The organism is Vogesella sp. (assembly GCF_046297735.1).
GTDB lineage: Bacteria > Pseudomonadota > Gammaproteobacteria > Burkholderiales > Chromobacteriaceae > Vogesella > Vogesella urethralis.
Genome location: NZ_JBKBHK010000004.1, coordinates 310116 through 329912 on the forward strand (window position 1 = coordinate 310116; position 19797 = coordinate 329912).

General features: G+C 63.9%; 17 protein-coding genes. 8 read left to right on the forward strand and 9 right to left on the reverse strand.

The features are described from left to right. The first annotated feature begins 50 nt into the window (after positions 1 to 50). Complete coding sequence (locus ACK4FZ_RS07380; protein WP_409819388.1) at positions 51 to 1055, forward strand: YeiH family protein; 1005 nt, start codon at positions 51 to 53, stop codon at positions 1053 to 1055. 52 nt (positions 1056 to 1107) lie between these two features. Here ACK4FZ_RS07380 and ACK4FZ_RS07385 read toward each other — a convergent pair whose 3' ends face one another. The 4 genes from ACK4FZ_RS07385 to uvrA form a co-directional block, all read right to left on the reverse strand. After that, a complete protein-coding gene (locus ACK4FZ_RS07385; protein ID WP_409819391.1) occupies positions 1108 to 1254 on the reverse strand; it encodes a hypothetical protein in 147 nt (48 codons plus the stop codon). A 118-nt stretch (positions 1255 to 1372) separates the two neighbouring features. Then, entirely contained in the window at positions 1373 to 1990 is a 618-nt protein-coding gene (locus ACK4FZ_RS07390; protein WP_409819393.1) for a LysE family translocator, read from the reverse strand. Between the two features lie 139 nt (positions 1991 to 2129). Further along, positions 2130 to 2573 carry a VOC family protein gene (locus tag ACK4FZ_RS07395; protein WP_144372113.1) on the reverse strand — a complete coding sequence of 148 codons (444 nt, stop codon included), beginning with the start codon at positions 2571 to 2573 and terminating at the stop codon, positions 2130 to 2132. 67 nt (positions 2574 to 2640) lie between these two features. Then, positions 2641 to 5466, reverse strand: coding sequence for an excinuclease ABC subunit UvrA (uvrA, locus tag ACK4FZ_RS07400; RefSeq protein ID WP_409819395.1), 2826 nt, complete (start codon positions 5464 to 5466; stop codon positions 2641 to 2643). A gap of 241 nt (positions 5467 to 5707) precedes the next feature. Between uvrA and ACK4FZ_RS07405 the strand changes: the two genes are divergently transcribed. After that, positions 5708 to 7075 carry an MFS transporter gene (locus ACK4FZ_RS07405; protein WP_409819398.1) on the forward strand — a complete coding sequence of 456 codons (1368 nt, stop codon included), beginning with the start codon at positions 5708 to 5710 and terminating at the stop codon, positions 7073 to 7075. Between the two features lie 85 nt (positions 7076 to 7160). Continuing rightward, complete coding sequence (locus ACK4FZ_RS07410; protein WP_144372116.1) at positions 7161 to 7616, forward strand: single-stranded DNA-binding protein; 456 nt, start codon at positions 7161 to 7163, stop codon at positions 7614 to 7616. A 104-nt stretch (positions 7617 to 7720) separates the two neighbouring features. Here ACK4FZ_RS07410 and ACK4FZ_RS07415 read toward each other — a convergent pair whose 3' ends face one another. Beyond that, a complete protein-coding gene (locus tag ACK4FZ_RS07415; RefSeq protein WP_409819401.1) occupies positions 7721 to 8149 on the reverse strand; it encodes a hypothetical protein in 429 nt (142 codons plus the stop codon). 70 nt (positions 8150 to 8219) lie between these two features. Further along, positions 8220 to 8597 (reverse strand): hypothetical protein, encoded by a 378-nt coding sequence (locus tag ACK4FZ_RS07420; protein ID WP_409819403.1) that lies wholly within the window; start codon positions 8595 to 8597, stop codon positions 8220 to 8222. A gap of 119 nt (positions 8598 to 8716) precedes the next feature. Between ACK4FZ_RS07420 and ACK4FZ_RS07425 the strand changes: the two genes are divergently transcribed. Next, the gene (locus ACK4FZ_RS07425) at positions 8717 to 8938 is read left to right on the forward strand and encodes a phage integrase N-terminal SAM-like domain-containing protein (protein ID WP_409819406.1); all 222 of its coding nucleotides are present in this window, start codon (positions 8717 to 8719) and stop codon (positions 8936 to 8938) included. Positions 8939 to 9353: 415 nt separating this feature from the next. Here ACK4FZ_RS07425 and ACK4FZ_RS07430 read toward each other — a convergent pair whose 3' ends face one another. Then, the gene (locus ACK4FZ_RS07430; protein ID WP_144374028.1) at positions 9354 to 10280 is read right to left on the reverse strand and encodes a LysR family transcriptional regulator; all 927 of its coding nucleotides are present in this window, start codon (positions 10278 to 10280) and stop codon (positions 9354 to 9356) included. A 129-nt stretch (positions 10281 to 10409) separates the two neighbouring features. Between ACK4FZ_RS07430 and ACK4FZ_RS07435 the strand changes: the two genes are divergently transcribed. From ACK4FZ_RS07435 to ACK4FZ_RS07450, 4 genes are all read left to right on the forward strand, one after another. Beyond that, positions 10410 to 11810, forward strand: a complete 1401-nt coding sequence (locus ACK4FZ_RS07435) for an NAD(P)/FAD-dependent oxidoreductase (protein ID WP_409819409.1) — start codon at positions 10410 to 10412, stop codon at positions 11808 to 11810. A gap of 73 nt (positions 11811 to 11883) precedes the next feature. Continuing rightward, a complete protein-coding gene (locus ACK4FZ_RS07440; protein WP_409819412.1) occupies positions 11884 to 12240 on the forward strand; it encodes a cupin domain-containing protein in 357 nt (118 codons plus the stop codon). A 45-nt stretch (positions 12241 to 12285) separates the two neighbouring features. Continuing rightward, the gene (locus ACK4FZ_RS07445) at positions 12286 to 13767 is read left to right on the forward strand and encodes an aldehyde dehydrogenase family protein (protein WP_409819414.1); all 1482 of its coding nucleotides are present in this window, start codon (positions 12286 to 12288) and stop codon (positions 13765 to 13767) included. A gap of 5 nt (positions 13768 to 13772) precedes the next feature. Next, positions 13773 to 14162 (forward strand): hypothetical protein, encoded by a 390-nt coding sequence (locus tag ACK4FZ_RS07450; protein WP_409819417.1) that lies wholly within the window; start codon positions 13773 to 13775, stop codon positions 14160 to 14162. Between the two features lie 192 nt (positions 14163 to 14354). Here ACK4FZ_RS07450 and ACK4FZ_RS07455 read toward each other — a convergent pair whose 3' ends face one another. Further along, positions 14355 to 15584 carry a branched-chain amino acid ABC transporter substrate-binding protein gene (locus ACK4FZ_RS07455; protein ID WP_409819419.1) on the reverse strand — a complete coding sequence of 410 codons (1230 nt, stop codon included), beginning with the start codon at positions 15582 to 15584 and terminating at the stop codon, positions 14355 to 14357. Positions 15585 to 15696: 112 nt separating this feature from the next. Beyond that, a complete protein-coding gene (gene putA / locus ACK4FZ_RS07460) occupies positions 15697 to 19308 on the reverse strand; it encodes a trifunctional transcriptional regulator/proline dehydrogenase/L-glutamate gamma-semialdehyde dehydrogenase (RefSeq protein ID WP_409819422.1) in 3612 nt (1203 codons plus the stop codon). Positions 19309 to 19797: the final 489 nt, after the last annotated feature.

Genomic DNA, 19797 nt, shown 5'->3' on the forward strand with positions numbered 1-19797 from the left:
ACTGAATAGCAGCCCACTAAGCTTGGCTTATTCATGGAGGTAATAACGATATGAAGATTCTGGATAAGCAACACGGCCTGCTGCTGGCACTCGCGCTGGCGTTGGCCTCGCTGTGGTTGGCCACCCTGCCGTGGCTGGCCGCGCACGGCGTATCCGCCCTCACCGTGGCCATGCTGCTGGGCATGCTGGCGGCCAACCTGGGCCCGCGCCATACCCGCCCCGACCCGCACACGCTGGCGTTTTGCAAAACCACCGTGCTGCGCACCGGCATCGTCCTGTTCGGCCTGCGCCTGACGCTGGGCGAGCTGGGCCAGCTGGGCCCCACCGTATGGCTGATTGACGCCGCCGTACTGGGCAGCACCTTCGCGCTGGCACTGTGGGCTGGGCCGCGCCTGGGGCTGGACCGCGAAAGCAGCGTGCTGATCGGCGCCGGCAGCGCCATCTGCGGCGCGGCGGCGGTGATGGCGGCACAGCCGGTGATCCGCGCCAGCGGCGAGCGCGCCAGCCTGGCGGTGGCCGGCGTGGTGCTGTTCGGCAGCCTCGCCATGCTGCTGTATCCGGCAGTCTACCCGCTGCTGGCCAGCCTGGGCGTCAGCGATACCGCCTACGGCATCATGACCGGTTCCACCCTGCACGAAGTGGCGCAAGTGGTGGCCGCCGGCAAGGCGGTAAGCGACCAAGCGGCCAACGCCGCCGTGCTTACCAAAATGCTGCGCGTGATGATGCTGGCGCCGTTCCTGCTACTGCTGGCAGCCTGGTGGCAACGCCGCCAGCCGCAGGCGGATGGCCAGCGTGGCCGCATCACCATCCCGTGGTTTGCTTTTGGTTTTGTGGCGATGGTGGCGCTGAACAGCAGCGGCTGGCTGCCGGCCGCCGTGTTGGCCCCGCTGCAGCAGCTGACCACCCTGCTGCTGGCCACCGCCATGGCCGCGCTGGGGCTGGACACCCGCGCCAGCGCCATCCGCGCCGCCGGCTGGCAACCGCTGCGGCTGGCAGGGCTGTTGTTTGGCTGGCTGATGCTGGGCGGCGGCCTGTTCAACTGGCTGTTGGGGTAAGCGGTTTGAAAGTCGTCACCCGGATAAGCCACAGGCGCATCCGGGTAAATGGCTACCAATAAAAGCAGGCATACAGCGTAATGCCCAGCAGCGTGTTCACCAGTACCACCACGATCCAGGGCTTGCCCAGCTTGTGTTCGAGGCAAGCTGGCAACAGCACCATCAGCAGGTAACGAGCTAGCGCAATACGCCAACACACCAGACGTTGATATTACTCATCCTGATCCCCTGTCAGAACGGCACCGGGCCAGCAACCTAACCCGCCTCCATGCGGCCCTGCCTTATCCGGGCTTGTGCGCCAACTTGGAATCTACAAATCAGCGCCTGGCCAGCAGCAGCCCCAGGCCGGCGCCGCCCAGCAGTACGCTGCAGCTGCGGTTAAACACACGTTGTCCGCGCGGCGTGGCGAACCAGCGCTTCAACTGCACGCCCAGCGCAGCGTACACGCCGATGGCCACCCACTCCAGTAGCAGGAAAGCCACGCCCAGTTGCAGGAATTGCGGCGCCACCGGCTGGGCGGTATCGACAAACTGCGGCAAAAAGGCGGTAAAGATCAGGATGGCCTTCGGGTTGCCGGCGGCCACCCACAGCTCTTGCCGCATCAGCTCGCGCAGGCCTTGCTGCGGGCGGGTATCGGCCGGGCCACTGAGGCTGCCGGCGCGCCACAGCTGCCACGCCAGCCAAAACAGGTAGCCGGCGCCAGCCAGCTTGATGGCGGTAAACAACAGCACCGAGCCCTGCAACACCACCGCCAAGCCGGTGGCCGCCAGCGCAATCATCACCGCAAACGCCAGCAAACGGCCGACGCCCGCCACGCACGCGGTACGGAAGCCGTAACGGGTGGCGTTGCTGATCGACAGCAGGTTATTGGGGCCGGGGGCGAGGTTGAGGGCAAAACAGGCGGGCAGAAACAACAGCAAGGTGGCAACTGACATGGCAGGCTCCGGTAAAGAACAAGGTTGGCCGCAAGGGCACAGCGTTAACTTATCGTTATGCCGCTGTCGCACGCAAGAAAAACCCGCCGGCAGGCGGCGGGTGATGGCAACAACGGGCAACGCTAGCCCGGGCCAGCCATCAGGCCGGCTGGCGTTTCAGCTTGAGCTTGCCGGACAGCCAGGTGTGGTCGTAGCTGACGATCTCGAACGGGTTGCCGAACGGGTCCACAAACGAAATCGCGCAGAAAAAACCGTGGTCGTGCACGCTGTCGCGGGCGATGGTCTGGCCGTCGCGGTTCAGCACCCGCTCGCCGGCCAGCTGGTCGATCCATTCCAGAAAGTCCTGCCCGCTCACCACAAACGCCACCGCACCGGCCAGGCAGCCGGCGCCCGGCTCTTCGGTTACCGCCAGGCGCACGGTGCCGCTGGGGTTGGCCAGCATCATGGCGCTGTGCGGGCCTTGCTGGCCCTGTTTGTAACGCGGGTCCGGCGACAGCCCCAGTACGCGGTCGTACCACTCTACGGCCTTGGCGCCGTCGCTGACGCGGATGTGGATATGGTCGATCTTGCCTAGCGTTAACATGCTTTCCCCTTGTGCGGGCTGCCACCATGCAGCCCGTTGACTGATTCTAACCGCATTTGCCGGCCGCTTAGGCACCGCCTTGCAGCAGCGGGGCCAGATAATGGCCGGTATGGCTGACCGGGTTGGCCGCCACCTGCTCCGGCGTGCCGGTAGCGATGATCTGGCCACCACCTGCGCCGCCCTCGGGGCCGAGGTCGATCAGCCAGTCGGCGGTCTTGATCACGTCCAGATTGTGCTCGATCACCACCACGGTATTGCCGTGCTCGCGCAGGCGGTGCAGCACTTGCAGCAGCAGGTCGATGTCGTGGAAGTGCAGGCCGGTGGTGGGCTCGTCCAGGATGTACAGCGTCTTGCCGGTATCGCGCTTGGACAGCTCCAGCGCCAGCTTGACCCGCTGCGCTTCGCCGCCGGACAGCGTGGTGGCGCTCTGGCCCAGGCGGATGTAGCCCAGGCCGACGTCCATCAGCGTTTTGAGCTTGCGCGCCACGCTGGGCACGGCGCTGAAGAATTCCAGCGCCTGCTCTACCGTCATTTCCAGCACTTCGGTAATGCTCTTGCCCTTGTACTGCACTTCCAGCGTCTCGCGGTTGTAGCGCTTGCCGTGGCAGACGTCGCACGGCACGTACACGTCGGGCAGGAAGTGCATTTCCACCTTGATCACGCCATCGCCCTGGCACGCCTCGCAGCGGCCACCCTTCACGTTAAAGCTGAAGCGCCCCGGGCCGTAGCCGCGTTCGCGCGACAGCGGCACGCCGGCAAACAGCTCGCGTATCGGCGTAAACAGACCGGTGTAGGTGGCCGGGTTGGAACGCGGCGTACGGCCGATCGGGCTCTGGTCCACGTTGATCACCTTGTCCAGGTGCTCCAGGCCGCGGATGCGGCGGTACGGCGACGGCTCGTCGCTGGCGCCGTTCAGGTCGCGCGCGGCGATCTTGTACAGCGTGTCGTTGATCAGCGTGGATTTACCCGAGCCGGACACGCCAGTAACGCACACCAGCATGCCCAGCGGCAGGTCCAGCGTGACGTCTTTCAGGTTGTTGCCGCTGGCGCCTTCGATGTGCAGCATGCGCTCGGCGTCCACCTCGCGGCGGCTGGCCGGCACCGGAATGCGGCGGCGGCCGGACAGGAAGTCGCCGGTGACCGAGCGTTCACAAGCGGCCACTTCGCCGGGCGTGCCGGCTACCAGCACTTCGCCGCCGTGCTCGCCGGCGCCGGGGCCCATGTCCACCAGGTAGTCGGCGGCGCGGATGGCGTCTTCGTCGTGCTCCACCACGATCACGCTGTTACCCAGGTCGCGCAGGCGCATCAGCGTGGCCAGCAGGCGGTCGTTGTCGCGCTGATGCAGGCCGATGGACGGCTCGTCCAGCACGTACATCACGCCGGTAAGGCCGCTGCCGATCTGGCTGGCCAGGCGAATGCGCTGCGCCTCGCCGCCGGACAGGGTGTCGGCCGAGCGCGCCAGGCACAGGTAGTCCAGGCCCACGTTGTTCAGGAAGGAGACGCGGTCGCTGATTTCCTTGACGATCTTTTCGGCCACCGCCTGTTTCTGGCCGGCAAACTGCAGGCCGGCAAAGAAGGCGGCGGCGTCTTTCAGCGCCATCTGGTTGATGTCGTGCAGCGTCTTGCGGCCAACAAACACATGGCGCGCTTCCTGGCGCAGGCGCGAGCCTTTGCACGACGGGCAGCACTGGTTGTTCTGGTACTTGGCCAGCTCTTCGCGCACGGTGCCGGAGTCGGTTTCGCGGTAGCGGCGCTCCAGGTTGGGGATGATGCCTTCAAAGGCGTGCGCGCGCTGGAACTTGGTGCCCCGCTCCGACACGTAGGTAAATTCGATTTCCTCGCGCCCGGAACCATGCAGGATGACGTGCTGCACGCGCTGCGGCAGGTCTTCGAACGCCAGCTCCAGCGAAAAGCCGTAATGCACGGCCAGCGCCTGCAGCATCTGGAAGTAAAACTGGTTGCGCTTGTCCCAGCCCTTGATGGCGCCGGCAGCCAGTGTCAGCTCCGGGTGCGCCACCACGCGCTTGGGGTCGAAGAAGGTAATCTCGCCCAGGCCGTCGCACTTGGGGCAGGCGCCCATCGGGTTGTTGAACGAGAACAGGCGCGGTTCCAGCTCCGGCAGGCTGTAGCTGCACACCGGGCAGGCAAACTTGGCCGAGAACCAGTGCTCCTGGCCGCTATCCATCTCTACCGCAATGGCGCGGCCTTCGGCGTGGCGCAGCGCGGTTTCAAAGCTTTCCGCCAGCCGCTGCTTCATGTCCTCGCGCACCTTCAGGCGGTCGATCACCACCTCGATGGTGTGCTTCTTGTTCTTGTCCAGCTTGGGTACCGCATCCAGCTCGTACACCTCGCCGTCCACCCGTACCCGCACAAAGCCCTGCGCGCGCAGCTCTTCAAACAGGTCCAGGTTCTCGCCCTTGCGGCCAACAATGACCGGCGCCAGGATCATCACCCGGGTTTCGGCCGGCAGCGCCAGCACGTGGTCCACCATCTGGCTCACCGTCTGGCTGGCCAGCGGCACATCGTGCTCCGGGCAGTGCGGGTCGCCGACGCGGGCGTACAACAGGCGCAGGTAATCGTGGATTTCGGTGACGGTGCCCACGGTGGAACGCGGGTTATGGCTGGTGGCCTTCTGCTCGATGGAGATGGCCGGGCTCAGGCCCTCGATCAGGTCGACGTCGGGCTTTTCCATCAGCTGCAAAAACTGGCGGGCGTAGGCCGACAGGCTTTCCACATAGCGGCGCTGGCCCTCGGCATACAGCGTGTCAAACGCCAGCGAGCTCTTGCCGGAGCCGGACAAGCCGGTAATCACCACCAGCTGGTGGCGGGGCAGATCCAGGTTTACGTTTTTGAGGTTGTGCGTACGTGCGCCGCGGATGCGGATGGAGTCCATGCCTGTCTCACCGTGAATCGGGGAACCTGCTACTATACCGGACTTATCGCAGCCGGCTCCAGCCGCCTTTGGCTGACGGTGGCAAAACATGCTGTACCGCGGCCAGCCCCCAGCCGGTAGCCAGCCGCACAGCACACGGCAACACGCTGTCACAAGCAGCGCGGGCAAAGCCCGCTACACTGCCGGTTTCGCGCCATGATCACGTGGCCACGCGCTGTACATCACCACCTACCGACACACTATGACTGCACTTGAACTGCGCGCCAGCCTGGGGCTGGCCGGTGTTTACGCCCTGCGCATGCTGGGCATGTTCCTCATCCTGCCCGTGTTCGCCCTGTACGCCACCACGCTGCACGGCGCCGACAACCACGCCCTGATCGGCATTGCGCTGGGCAGCTACGGCCTGGTGCAGGCGCTGCTGCAGCTGCCGCTGGGCATGCTGTCCGACAAGGTTGGCCGCAAGAAAGTGATCTACGCCGGCCTGCTGCTGTTTGCCGCCGGCAGCTTCATTGCCGCCCAGGCCGACGACATCTATTGGCTGACCGTGGGCCGCGTGGTACAGGGCGCCGGCGCCATCTCGGCCGCCATCACCGCGCTGCTGGCCGACCTTACCCGCGAAGAGATCCGCACCCGCGCCATGGCAATGATCGGCATGAGCATCGGCACCACCTTTGCCGTGAGCCTGGTGCTGGGCCCGCTGCTGGCCAAGCACATCGGCGTGGACGGCATCTTCACCCTCACCGGCGTGCTGTCGCTGCTGGCACTGCTGGGCGTGTGGAAAATCATCCCCGACCCGGTGGTGTCGCGCTTTCACTCCGACACCGGCACCAATACCGCCCGCCTGCCTGCCGTGCTACGCCACCCGCAGCTGCTGCGCCTGAACTACGGCATTTTTGCGCTGCACGCCGCGCAGATGGCCATGTTCGTCACCATGCCGTTTGCGCTGACCAGCACCGGCGGCCTGGACAAATCCGAACACTGGATGGTGTACCTGCCGGTGGTGGTAGCCGGTTTCTTCCTGATGGTGCCGGCCATCATCTACGGCGAGAAAAAAGCCAAGCTCAAGCAGGTGTTCGTGGCGGCCGTGGCACTGATGACCGCCGCCCAGCTGGGTATGGCGCTGGCGCTGTCCAGCTTCTGGCTGATCGTTACCTGGCTGGCGCTGTACTTTATTGCCTTCAATATTCTGGAAGCGACACTACCGTCGCTGATCTCGAAAATCGCACCGGCGGACGCCAAGGGCACCGCCATCGGCGTGTATAATACGGCCCAATCGTTTGGCCTGTTCCTGGGCGCTGCCTTTGGCGGCTGGCTGTACAGCCGCTACGGTGCCGGCAGCGTGTTTGCCTTTACTAGCGTGCTGATGGCCAGCTGGCTGTGGCTGTCGTTCACCATGCAGCCGCCCAAGGCGGTAAAAACCCAGATGTTCCATATCGGCGACGACTGGCAGGGCGATGGCGACGCGCTGTCGCGCCAGCTGCTGGCCGTAGCGGGCGTCAGCGAAGTGGTGGTGATGCTGGACGAGCGCGTGGCGTACCTGAAGGTGTCGCAGCAAGGCTGGGACGAAGCCAGCGCCCGCGCGCTGATCGCCGCCACCTACCCGGCCTGACCCGCCCGGCAACAGGCAAAGCACCAAACATCTGCGGGCCGGCCCGGTGCCGGCCCCACCTTGACAAGATTGACCGGAGGATTGCATGAACAGCATTACTTTTGACGGCCGCTTGGCGGCAGACGCCGAGCTGCGTTACACCCCCAGCGGCGAACCGGTGCTGAGCTTCCGTGTAGCCAGCGACATCGGCTTTGGCGAACGCAAAACCACCAACTGGTTCAGCTGCCAGGTATGGGGCAAGCGTGGCGAATCGCTGAAAAACTACCTGGCCAAAGGCCAGCAGGTTACCGTTTACGGCCAGCTCACGCTGCGCGAATGGCAAGACAAGGAAGGCATCAAGCGCCTGTCGCCGGACGTACGCGTTAGCGAACTGACGCTGCAAGGCGGCCGCCGCGACGACATGGCCCCGGCCGATGACGGCTACGGTGCCGCCCCGTCGCAGCGCTACGACGCCCCGTCCGCGCCGCCGGCAGCCCCGCGCCGCCAGGAGCCGAAACCGGCCCCGCGCATGGACGACATGGACGATGACATCCCGTTCTAAACCCGACCTAGCCGGTTTATGTAAACAAAACCCCAGCAAGCTTTGTGCTTGCTGGGGTTTTTTCATTAATACCCGTCCAGATCACTGGACTGTAGGGTTATGCGTCATTGCGTTAATGGTGCCGCCCCCCATCCCAATGCGGAAGAACGACCTTCAAACTCCGAAAAGGTCTTTACATCGCGGAGGTCGAAAAACTCAAACTTGAGCTTCGTAGTTTCAGAGAATTTGGCCACTGTGTTACGCAATGTCGTTTCTGAATTTTCAACGGGGCCTTTGGCAAGAAACACGCGAACGATGCGATCCTTACCTTCACGGCGAACTAGCGCCAGCACTATGAGCTTTTCCTGCTCGTCACGAACGGACAAGAATTTGTATTGAACTCCATTGGGGTACGTCGATTCCTTCCCCTCCTCAGATACCGCTACCAAGTGAGGGAAATAGCGCTGGAAGTCGACAACTGGCAGGCCGGGCACTTGAGCCCGAGCTTGCGCAATGGCAAGGCAACAAATGATGGCAATCAGTACGGAGCGCATGGTGATGGACTATGACGCATAACGTCCGAATTAACGGGCTGGCTGAAAGCCAGGCCCGTTGAATGAGGGGTTAGGCGCCTGGATACGCGCCACTGATTGGTGGAGTGGCACGTGGCGCACAGAATTGACCATCACGTATGGCGGTGCAGAGATTCTGGATTACGCATTCCAACTCATCTTGATTGCACCAGTAGTCTTTGATTTTTCCGAATTCCGAGTAGCTGGAGCAATTGAAGCCTTCCTCGATATCGTTGTACCAAACGACAAGCGAGCCCAATATGGCGACAACCCAAAAACCGCCGCCTTCTACTCCATATGGTTCTTGGCTCCATTTTTTTGGTGGGATGCGAATCAAGTTCCAGAGCCGTGTTTGCTCGGGCCCCATCCGAGATTCTGCAGCGTTGAGTTTGTCCCACAACGATGCTTCCGATAAAGGAATCCAGTCCATGGAAGAAGGCGCCTAACGTGAAATATACACCTTTGCAGGTATATATTTGGTTTATCTGTGTGCATAACCAGGCATGATATACGCATTTTCCATTGTTTAACAAGCTAGTGAGGTTGCCAATGCTTGAAAGTACACAGCCAGATGGCACTGCCGCGCCACGCTTGCGCGATGGGTTGCGCCAGACGCTGCGAGTCAGGCATGGCCGCCTGCGCACCGAGCAGCAATACGTCAATTGGGTACGGTGCTCTTTGCGCTTTCACCCTCATCGGCACCCGCGCGAGATGGGGGCTGCGGAGGTCAGCACCGTCTGCCCGCAAAATCAACCCCGCCACCTGGCGTAATGCCAGTCAGTTAACGCTGACTGGCGTTTTTTGGTTAAGGGTTTGTTTCGTTGAAATGCGCTAGTGTGTCCGCTATGCGGACGATGATTAGATGCCGGTTCCGCCCGGCAGACGGGAAAGGGGGCGGATTGCCGCCCCCTTTTCATTCCCCCGCAACCCGGGGCTGCTCGAAACCCCGTTCAAAATGGCACGCCCCAGGCGCCGCCGAACTCGCTCCTCGCTAACGGCTCGGGGCTCAAACAAATCGGCGTCTTAAAACCTGGGGCGAACCATTTTGACCGGCTCGCGCCAACGGGATGGGGCGCTTCACTCACGCCCTCCTATTGAATGGCCAAGCACATTCGTCTTACTAACTGGCATTAGCCACCAGGCGGGTTTTTTCATGGGCCGCACCTGCGGCCAACCTCCTGCCCTGCTAGCTCCCCTCCCGCCCGGTATCCGGCGCGCCCAGTTCGCCCAGAAAGCTGTCCAGCACCATATTGCTGCGCCGTCCTTTGCGCACCACCACGCTTAGCGGCGTGCTGTAGCGGTATTCGTCGGGGCGGATGGCGCGCATCTGGCCGCGCGCGACCCAGGTGGCGGCGTAGTGGTCCGGCAGAAAACCGATGTAGTGGCCGCTCAGGATCAGGAAGGCAATGCCTTCGCGGTCGGACGCCTTGGCGGTGCAGTGCAATTGGCCTAGCCAGCGGTGCGCCTCGTCGGTAATGCGGTAATTGGGGAAGATGGCGTGCGCCTGGCGGATGGCGGTGTCGTCCGGCACCGGCGACAGAAAGAACGGGTGCTCGCTGCTGCAGTACAGCGACGACTGCTCCTCGTACAGCCGCAAATAGGCCAGGCCCGGCAGGGGGTGGATTTCGGGGATCACCCCCACGTGCAGCGTGCCGTCCAGCACGCCCTGCTCGATGTCGCTGGGCACCATCATGGCAATGTTGATGCACACGCCGGGGCCGCGCGCGCTCAGCGCCTTCAGCGCCTTGGTGACGTGCATATGCGACTGCGTGACCAGGTTGTTGATGATGCCGATATTGAGGTCGCCACGCAGCTGGCGGTGCAGCTGGTTCACTTCATCGCGGAAGTCCTCGATGGCCGACAGCAGGATGTTGGCCGCACGCAGCACTTCGCGGCCCTCGTCGGTCAGCGCAAAGCCGGCGCGGCCACGGCGGCACAGGCACACGCCCAGCCGTTTTTCCAGGTCGCCCATGTGCAGGCTGATGGCCGAGCGGCTGATGCCCAGCACGCTTTCGGCAGCCGAGAAACTGCCACACTCCACCACGGTCTTGAAAATGCGCAGCAGGCGGATGTCGAAATCGCTCACCTGCCCCAGCGTTACCGGCTTGCTCATTACGTTTATCATCCGCAAACTGAAGTTTGGAAATATTGTATTTAACTTGCGCGAATGGCAAGTCATCCTTAGCGGAAATGGCGCACACTCGCGCTATAAACAACTCATCCACCACACAGCCCACCCTCTATGGCACAGACCGTCTACGAACGCCTTCCGCCCAACGCGGACACCATCCGTCATGCCCTCGCCGCCAGCAAGGCCACGCCTTTCTGGCTGGACGACGTTGACCGCGGCCCGGCCGCACCTGCGTTGCAGGGGGAGGTGCGCAGCGCGCTGCTGATTGTCGGCGGCGGTTTTCTCGGGCTGTGGTCAGCGCTGATGGCCAAAGAACGCCAACCAGGGCGCGATGTGGTGCTGCTGGAAGCCGGCCGTGTCGGCCAGGCGGCGTCGGGGCGCAACGGCGGCTTCTGCGAAGCCAGCCTGACCCACGGCGAGGACAACGGCCTGAAGCGCTGGCCGGAAGAGTTTGCCCAACTGGAAGCGCTGGGCCTGGACAACCTGAACCAGCTGGAAGCCACGCTGACGCGTTACGGCATCGACTGCGACTTCGAACGCACCGGCGTACTGGAAGTGGCGGTGGAACCGTACCAGGTGGCGCGCTTTGACGGCGAAGGCTGTCTGGACGAGGCCGCCATCCGCGCCGAAGTGAACTCCCCCACTTTTCTTGCCGGCCACTGGGACCGCGACGGCACCGCCATGCTCCACCCCGGCAAGCTGGTTGCGGGCCTGGCACGCGTGGCCCGCCAGCTGGGCGTGCGCTTTTTCGAACACAGCGCCGCCACCGGCATTCGCCACCAAGGCGAGCAGGTGCGCGTCGACACCGCGCAGGGCCACGTGCTGGCCGAGCGGGTGATTCTGGCCACCAACGCCTTCCCCTCGCTACTGAAGCGCTACCGCTGGCACACCATCCCGGTATACGACTACGTGCTGATGACCGAGCCGCTCAGCGCCGAACAGTTGGCCACCATCGGCTGGCAGCACCGCCAGGGCATTGCCGACGTCGGCAACCAGTTCCATTACTACCGGCTGACGCGCGACAACCGTATCCTGTTTGGCGGTTACGACGCCATCTACCACCTGGGCGGCAAGATCAAGCCGGAATACGAAGAGCGGCCGGAAAGTTTTGAACGGCTGGCCAGCCACTTCTTCACCACCTTCCCGCAGCTGGCCGGCCTGCGCTTCAGCCACCGCTGGGCCGGGGTGATCGACACCTCGTCGCGCTTCTGCGCCTTCTTTACCGACGCCATGGACGGCAAGGTGGCGCTGGCCGCCGGCTTTACCGGCCTGGGCGTGGGCGCCACCCGCTTTGCGGCCAACGTGCTGCTGGACAAGATAGAAGGCCTGGACACCGAACGCACCCGCCTGCGCATGGTGCGCGAGATGCCGCTGCCGTTTCCGCCCGAGCCGCTGACCTACACCGTGGTGCAGGCCATGCGCTGGAGCCTGGACCGTGCCGACCACAACCACGGCCGGCGCAATGCCTTCCTGCGCGGCATGGACGCGCTGGGCCTGGGCTTCGACTCCTGACCGCCAGCCGGCGCCTGCGGCCAACCGTGGCCGGCGCCGGCGGCACCACTGTTACCGCAACGGAAACCTTGCCATGAGCACACCTGCACTACTGAACAACTACGCCCTGCTCGCCACCACCGCCGAGCTGGCCTACCAGCCGGTGGAGCCGGCCAAAGTGGTACACGGCCCCGCCACCGTGGGCGTGGCCGAACTGGCCACGCTGGGCGACGTCGCCATCGGCGTATGGGAGATGTCGCCGTCAGTCACCACCGATATCGAAGTGGACGAATGCTTCGTGGTACTGGACGGCGACGCCACCGTCAGCTTTGACGACGGCACCGCGCCGCTGCAGCTGCAGCCCGGCAGCGTCGGTTTCCTGAAGGCCGGCACCGCCACCACCTGGACCGTACGCCGCACCCTGCGCAAGATCTACATCGCCCGCGCCTGACGCGCGGGCTTATCGATGCCTGCCGTACCCGCTACCGGAGACACCATGCAGACCCGCCTCAACTACATCAACGGCCAGTGGCAACCCGCGCTGCTGGGCCACACCCGCGACATCCTCAACCCGGCCAACGGCGACGTCATCGGCGTGGTCGCCGACAGCACGGCAGAAGATACGCTGCAAGCCATTGCCGCCGCCAAACACGCCTTCTACGAGCAAGGCGACTGGCGCCACATGAGCGGCCCGCGCCGCGCCGACATGCTGTACCGCATTGCCGACGCCATCCGCGCCCGTACCGAAGAGCTGGCGCTGCTGGACTGTCTGGACAACGGCAAGCCGCTGCGCGAAGCGCGCTGCGACATCGAAGACGCCGCCGCCTGCTTCCGTTACTACGCCGGCCTGATCGGCAAGCCGCAAGGCGGCGTGTACGAGGTGCCGGACGGCTTCGGCCCGATGCACGCCTACAGCCTGCACGAGCCGGTGGGCGTATGCGGCCTGATCACGCCGTGGAACTACCCGCTGCTGATGGCCACCTGGAAGCTGGCCCCGGCGCTGGCCGCCGGCAACTGCGTGGTGTTCAAGCCCAGCGAGCTCACCCCGCTATCGTCGGTGGTGCTGTTTGAAATCTTCCACGAGGTGGGCCTGCCGGCAGGTACCGCCAACCTGGTGCTGGGCAGCGGCCCGGCCGCCGGCCAGCCGCTGGCCGACAGCCACGACGTGGACATGATCACCTTCACCGGCAGCACCCGCACCGGCCAGCTGATCGCCCGCGCGGCGGTAGGCAACCTCAAGCGCGTGGGGCTGGAGCTGGGCGGCAAGTCGCCCAACATCATCTTTGCCGACGCCGACCTGGAAGGCGCGGTGGAATGGGCGATGATCGGCGTGTTCTTCAACCAGGGCCAGGTGTGCTCGGCTGGCTCCCGCATCCTGATCGAGGCGTCGCTGAAAGACCGCTTCGTAGCCCGGCTGGCGGAACGCGCCAACGCGATGACCATCGGCCCCGGCGTCAACGACCCGGACATCGGCCCGCTGGTGTCCGCCGGCCAGCTGGAAAAAGTGCTGGGCTTCATCGAACGCGCCAAGGCCGAGGGCGCCACCCTGGTGTGCGGCGGCCAACGCCATACCGACGGCGACTGCGCCAACGGCTACTTCCTGCGCCCCACCATCTTCGACAACTGCCGCAGCGACATGGAAATCTGCCGTGAGGAAGTGTTCGGCCCGGTGGTGGCGATCCAGACCTTCAGCGACGAAGCCGAGGCCATCCGCCTGGCCAATGACACGCCGTACGGCCTGGCCGGCGGCGTATTCACCACCGACGGGGCGCGGGCGCTGCGGGTGATGAAGGCGCTGCGCGCCGGCGTCACCTGGATCAACTGCTACAACCCCACCTTCAACGAAGCGCCGTGGGGCGGCTACAAGATGAGCGGCTATGGCCGCGACCTGGGCGTCAACGGCCTGCTGGAGTACCAACAGGTGAAACAGGTCAACATCAACCTGCAGCCCGGCCCGGTGGGCTGGTACAGCCGCTAGGCACGATGGCGGCGCTGTCCGGCAGGCAGATCGCGTGGGGCGTGCTGGCCCAGGTGTGGGTAGACACGTCGTACGATGCCGCCGAGTTGGCCGCATTCCGCGCCCAACTAGCTGCCACCGGCCTGAGCAGCCGTGAACTACAGCATATTGCCTATCGCGAAGTGTGCGGCGCGTTCGCCTTGTTTACGCTGGCAGTCTACGCCAGCGCAGGCATGGCCTTACCAGACTGGTACTACCCCGAAGACGACGCTCGGCAGCAGGTGGCGGCGTGGCTGGCACGGCCACGGCTGCTGTCACTGCTGAACCCGTTCTGGTGGCTGGGCTACCTACTCGCCATCGGCCTGATGCGGTCTACCCTGCATTCGGTGCTGTCGCCAGACGCGCCGCCGTCGTGAACGTAACAGGCGGCTGCGGCCAACCCTGGCGTACTGCCGGGTAAAGGTTGGCCGCAGACTCGCCGGGGGCACCATCAGACAACAAAAAGCCCGCTTGCGCTGCAAACGGGCTTTGTCATTCATATCAAAAGCCCTTCCGCAAGCGGAAGGGCTTTTCTCTCTCCAGCCCCCTCTCAGGGGCGTATGCCAGGCTTACTGGGCAGCGGAAGCCGCAGCAGCAGCGGGTGCGCCGCCACCGATGGTTTCCATTACTTTCCACTCACCGCCTTCAACCTTGTACACGGTGATGCCGCCGTCTTTCAGGTCGCCCTTCTCATCGTAGGACCAGCTGGACGAGGTCACGCCTGCGTAGTTGATCTTGGCCAGTACCGGCAGGTATTTCGCCGGCTCGGCGGAGTTCGCCTCTTTCATGGCGGCGATCAGCACGCGGGTAGCGTCATAGCCGTACGGGGAGTAAGTGGCAACGTCCATGTTGAAACGTGCCTTGTAGCGGGTAGCGTAGTCCGGACCTTTCGGCATTTTTTCCAGCGGCAGGCCAGCCAGCGAGGCGATGGTGCCGTCGGCTTCTTTGCCGGCCAGTTTCAGGAAGGTCGGGGTCTTGGTCATTTCGCCGGAGATCAGCGGGGCTTTCAGGCCCAGGCGCTTCATCTGCTTGGCCATCGGGGCGGACTGGGCGTCAGCACCACCGTAGAACACCACGTCCGGGGAAGCGCCCTTGATGGTGGTCAGAATGGCGGCAAAGTCGGTGGCTTTGTCGTTGGTGAATTCACGTTTCACCACGCTGCCGCCAGCGGCTTTCACGGCTTTTTCGAATTCGTCAGCCAGACCTTGGCCGTAGGCGGTGCGGTCGTCCACGATCACCACTTTCTTGGCGCCCAGTTTCTCTACCACGAATTTGCCCATGACCGAACCCTGCTGGGTGTCGGAAGTCATGGAGCGGAAGGTGGTTTTGTAACCTTGCTGGGTGAAGGTCGGGGCGGTAGCCATGGCTACTTGCGGCAGGCCGGCGTCGGAGTAGATCTTGGAAGCCGGGATGGAAGTGCCGGAGTTGAAGTGACCGACGATACCGTTCACTTTGTTGTCCACGAACTTCTGAGCCAGCTGGGTCGCAGTTTTCGGGTCGGCCTGGTCGTCTTCGGCTACCAGTTCGAAGCTAACCGGCTTGCCGCCGATGGTCGGCTTCTCGGCATTGGCATCTTCGATCGCCAGGGTCACGCCGTTTTTGTACTCTTCGCCGTAGTGGGCTTGCGGGCCGGTCAGCGGCGCAGCAAAGCCGATCTTGATCACTTCGGCACCGGCCGGAGCGGCAGCAGCAGCGCTGGAAGCGGCGCCAGCAGGGACTTCTTCTTTTTTGCTGCAGCCAGCAAAGGCCAGGGCGGCGGCAACAGCGACAGTAAGGCTGGTCAGTTTGTTCAGTTGCATTTTGTCTCTCTTCTTTATCTCGGGGTTGCTCTTGCCAGTTTCGGTCCGTCTGGCTGACGGTGAAGCACGGTGGCGGCATTATTTCAATGCCGCCACGCCTTAGCAAGCCTGATCAGTCACCGATGCTCATCAGGCTGGCATTCCCACCTGCGGCTGTGGTATTGACGCTCACTGCGCGCTCTACCACCAGACGGTGCAGGTTGTACCCGCCCTGCTCTACCAGCAGCAGCGGAATGAGGGCGCCGTCGCGGCGCGCCAGCTTCTGGCGCAGCACTTCGGCATCCGGGCCGGCGTACAGCACGGCGGAGACGTCGGCATCCTCTACCTGCGCTACCACCTGTACCGCGCCACGCAGCACGGCCGCCACTTTCTGGGCGTGCACGCTGTCGGCCAGCAGCACACGGTTGCCGGTGGCAAACGCGGCAGCCAGCTGCATCAGCAGCGCTTCCATATTGTCGGCAGCGCAGGCTACCTGGCCACGCGGGGCAAAGCGCAGGCTGTTGTTTTCGCCTGTCGGGCCCGGCAGGGTCAGGCCGTGGTGCAGCGGGGTTTCGCTGCGCGCGTCGGCGATCACTTGCAGCAGGTGCTGACGTGCGCCGTCGTCCAGACCCAGTTGCGGCAGCGCGGCTTGCAGCGCGTCCAGTGCGGCCAACGGTTCGGCATCGGCCAGACGCGCCAGCTGGGCGTCCCAGTGACCACGGGTCAGGCGGTACAGGTAGAACGGGCCACCGGCTTTCGGGCCGGTACCGGACTTGCCTTCGCCGCCAAACGGCTGCACGCCGACCACGGCACCGACGATGTTGCGGTTGACGTAGATGTTGCCGACACGAATGGTGCTGGTGATGCGCTCGATGGTTTCATCGATACGGCTGTGCACACCGTGGGTCAGCCCGTAACCGGTGCTGTTGATCTCGGCGATGACCTTGTCCAGGTCACCGGCGTGGAAGCGGATCACGTGCAGTACCGGGCCGAACACTTCGCGCTGCAGCAGGCCGATATGGTCGATCTCGAACAGCGTCGGCGCCACGTAGGTACCCTGGGCACACTCGGCAGTGAGCTTGGCTTGGTAAATGCTACGCGCCTTGTCTTTCAGGCCATTGATATGGCGCAACAGGCCTTGCTGGGCTTCGGCGTCGATCACCGGGCCGATATCGGTATCGAAGCGCGCCGGGTTGCCCACGCGCAGCTCGTCCATCGCGCCCTTGATCATGGTCACCACCTTGTCGGCGATGTCTTCCTGCAGGTACAGCACGCGCAGCGCCGAGCAACGCTGGCCGGCGCTATCGAAGGCCGAGCTCAGCACGTCGGTAACCACTTGCTCCGGCAGCGCCGAGCTGTCGACGATCATCGCGTTCTGGCCGCCGGTTTCGGCGACCAGCGCCACGTCTTCGGCGCGGGCCGACAGCGTGCGGTTGATGATCTGCGCCACTTCGGTAGAACCGGTGAAGATAACGCCCTTGATGCGGGCATCGGCAGTCAGCGCGGCACCCACCACTTCGCCACGGCCCGGCAGGAACTGCAGTACGTCGCGCGGTACGCCCGCCTGGTGCAGCAAGCCTACGGCGTAGGCGGCGATCAGCGCGGTCTGCTCGGCCGGTTTGGCCAGTACCACGTTACCGGCAGCAAGCGAGGCCACCACTTCGCCAATAAAGATGGCCAGCGGGAAGTTCCACGGGCTGATGCACACCACCGGGCCCAGCGCCGGGTGACGGCTGTTATCGAATTCCTCGCGTACCTGGGCGGCGTAGTAACGGCAGAAGTCCACCGCTTCGCGCACTTCGGCAATGGCGTTGTTCAGGGTCTTGCCCGCTTCGCGCACGGCCAGGCCCATCAGCGCCGGCATATTGGCTTCCATCAGGTCTGCCATGCGGTCCAGCGCTTCGGCGCGCTTGGCCGGCGCGGTGGCAGCCCATACCGGTGCGGCACGTACCGCGGCTTGCAGCGCGGCTTCCACGTCTTCGCGGGTGGCTTCCTGCACCTGACCTACCACGTCCTGATGGTTGGCCGGGTTCAGCACGGCTTGCGAGGCAGTACCACTCGGCTCAGCGTCCGCCAGCAGCGGTGCGGCCAACCAGGTTTGCTGTTCGCTTGCGTGCAGGCCTTGCTGCAGGCCTTGCAGTACGTGCTCGTTGGCCAGGTCCAGACCGGCGGAGTTCTTGCGGCCACTACCGTACAGGTCGGTCGGCAAGGCAATCTTGTTGTGCGGCAGGCCACCAAAACGGCTGGCTTCGGCCACCGGGTCTTCCACCAGCTCTTCGATGGACACGTTCTCGTCCACAATGCGGTTCACGAAGGAGCTGTTGGCACCGTTTTCCAGCAGGCGACGTACCAGGTAGGCCAGCAGGGTTTCGTGCGAGCCTACCGGGGCGTAGATGCGGCACGGCTTGTCCAGCTTGTCCCTGCCTACCACCTGGTCGTACAGCGTCTCGCCCATGCCATGCAGGCACTGGAATTCGTAATCCTTGCCCTGCGCCAGATGGTAAACGGCAGACAGGGTGTAGGCGTTGTGGCTGGCGAACTGCGGGTAGATGGCATCCTGTGCCGCCAGCAGCTTCTTGGCGCAAGCCAGGTAGGACACGTCGGTGTAGACCTTGCGGGTGTATACGGGGTAACCATCCAGGCCATCCACTTGGGCGCGTTTGATCTCGGCATCCCAGTAGGCGCCTTTTACCAGACGCACCATGAAGCGGTGCTGGGTGCGGCGGGCCAGGTCGATCAGGTAATCAATCACGTACGGGCAACGCTTCTGGTACGCCTGTACCACGATACCGATGCCCTCGAAGCCGTTCAGGTCCGGGTCGTTAGCCAGCGCCTCGACCAGATCCATCGAGATCTCCAGACGGTCGGCTTCCTCGGCGTCAATATTCAGGCCGATGTTGTACTGTTTGGCCAGCAGGAACAGGCCTTTCAGGCGCGGCAGCAGCTCGGCCATCATGCGCTCGTGCTTCATGCGCGCGTAACGCGGGTGGATGGCGGACAGTTTTACCGAGATGCCAGGGCCGTTGTAGATACCACGGCCATTGGATTCCTTGCCGATGGCGTGGATGGCCATCTCGTAATCGCGCAGGTAGCGCTGGGCATCGGCTTCGGTCATCGCCGCTTCGCCCAGCATGTCGTAGCTGAAACGGTAACCACGCGCTTCGCGCTCGCGGCCATTGGCCAGCGCTTCTTCGATGGTTTCGCCGGTCACGAACTGCTTGCCCAGCATGCGCATGGCCAGATCGACCCCCTTGCGGATCAGCGGCTCGCCACCCTTGGCAATGATGCGGGTCAGCGCAGCAGACAGGCCCTGCGAGCTGTGCGAAGACACCAGTTTGCCGGTCACCAGCAGGCCCCAGGCGGCCGCATTGACGAACAACGACGCGCTGTTACCCAAGTGCGATGCCCAGTCGCCACCGGAAATCTTGTCGCGAATCAGCTTGTCGGCGGTCAGACGGTCCGGAATGCGCAGCAGCGCTTCGGCCAGACACATCAACGCAATGCCTTCCTGGCTGGACAGGGTGAACTCATGCATCAGCGCGTCCACGCCGCTGGACTTGGTGCGTTCGCGACGTACCTGCGTCACCAGCTTGCTAGCCAGCGCCTTGATGCTGGCCACCTGCTCGGCAGGCATGCTGGCCTGCTCCATCATCAAGGCAACGCATTCGCGCTCGTCACGGCGATACGCCGCAGTAATGGCATCCCGAAGTGCAGTCTGGCTGCGTGCAAACTCTACAAATTGCATGAGTGTCTTTCCATGATCCAGCAGATGAGGTTATCTGACTATTGTATACAAAATATCGGATAACAGTAGCGCAGCGCAGTAGCGCATCGATAAAAACAGCGGGTGTGCAATCCGGATGCAACAGTCAGCGGCACGGGCGATATCCCGTGATAGCAGGAATGGCAAGAAAGGCAACAGGACAGCGTGGAAGCGACCCCACCCAATGTAGCCCGGCATAAGCCGCAGGCGCATCCGGGGGCCGGCCGCAGGCCGGCATGGGGTGGGGGGCGACGTGGCCAAGGTTGGCCGCCAGGGAAACATCGGGGGGACGTCGGGGACATCGCACGCGTCGGTTGGGCACGGCAATGCGCACTCGCACTTTCACCGCGCCAATGCACAAAGCCCAGCTCGTTTGAGCTGGGCTTTGTCTTAAGGGAGTCTGGCGGTGTCCTACTTTCACACGGGTATCCGCACTATCATCGGCGCTGAGGCGTTTCACGGTCCTGTTCG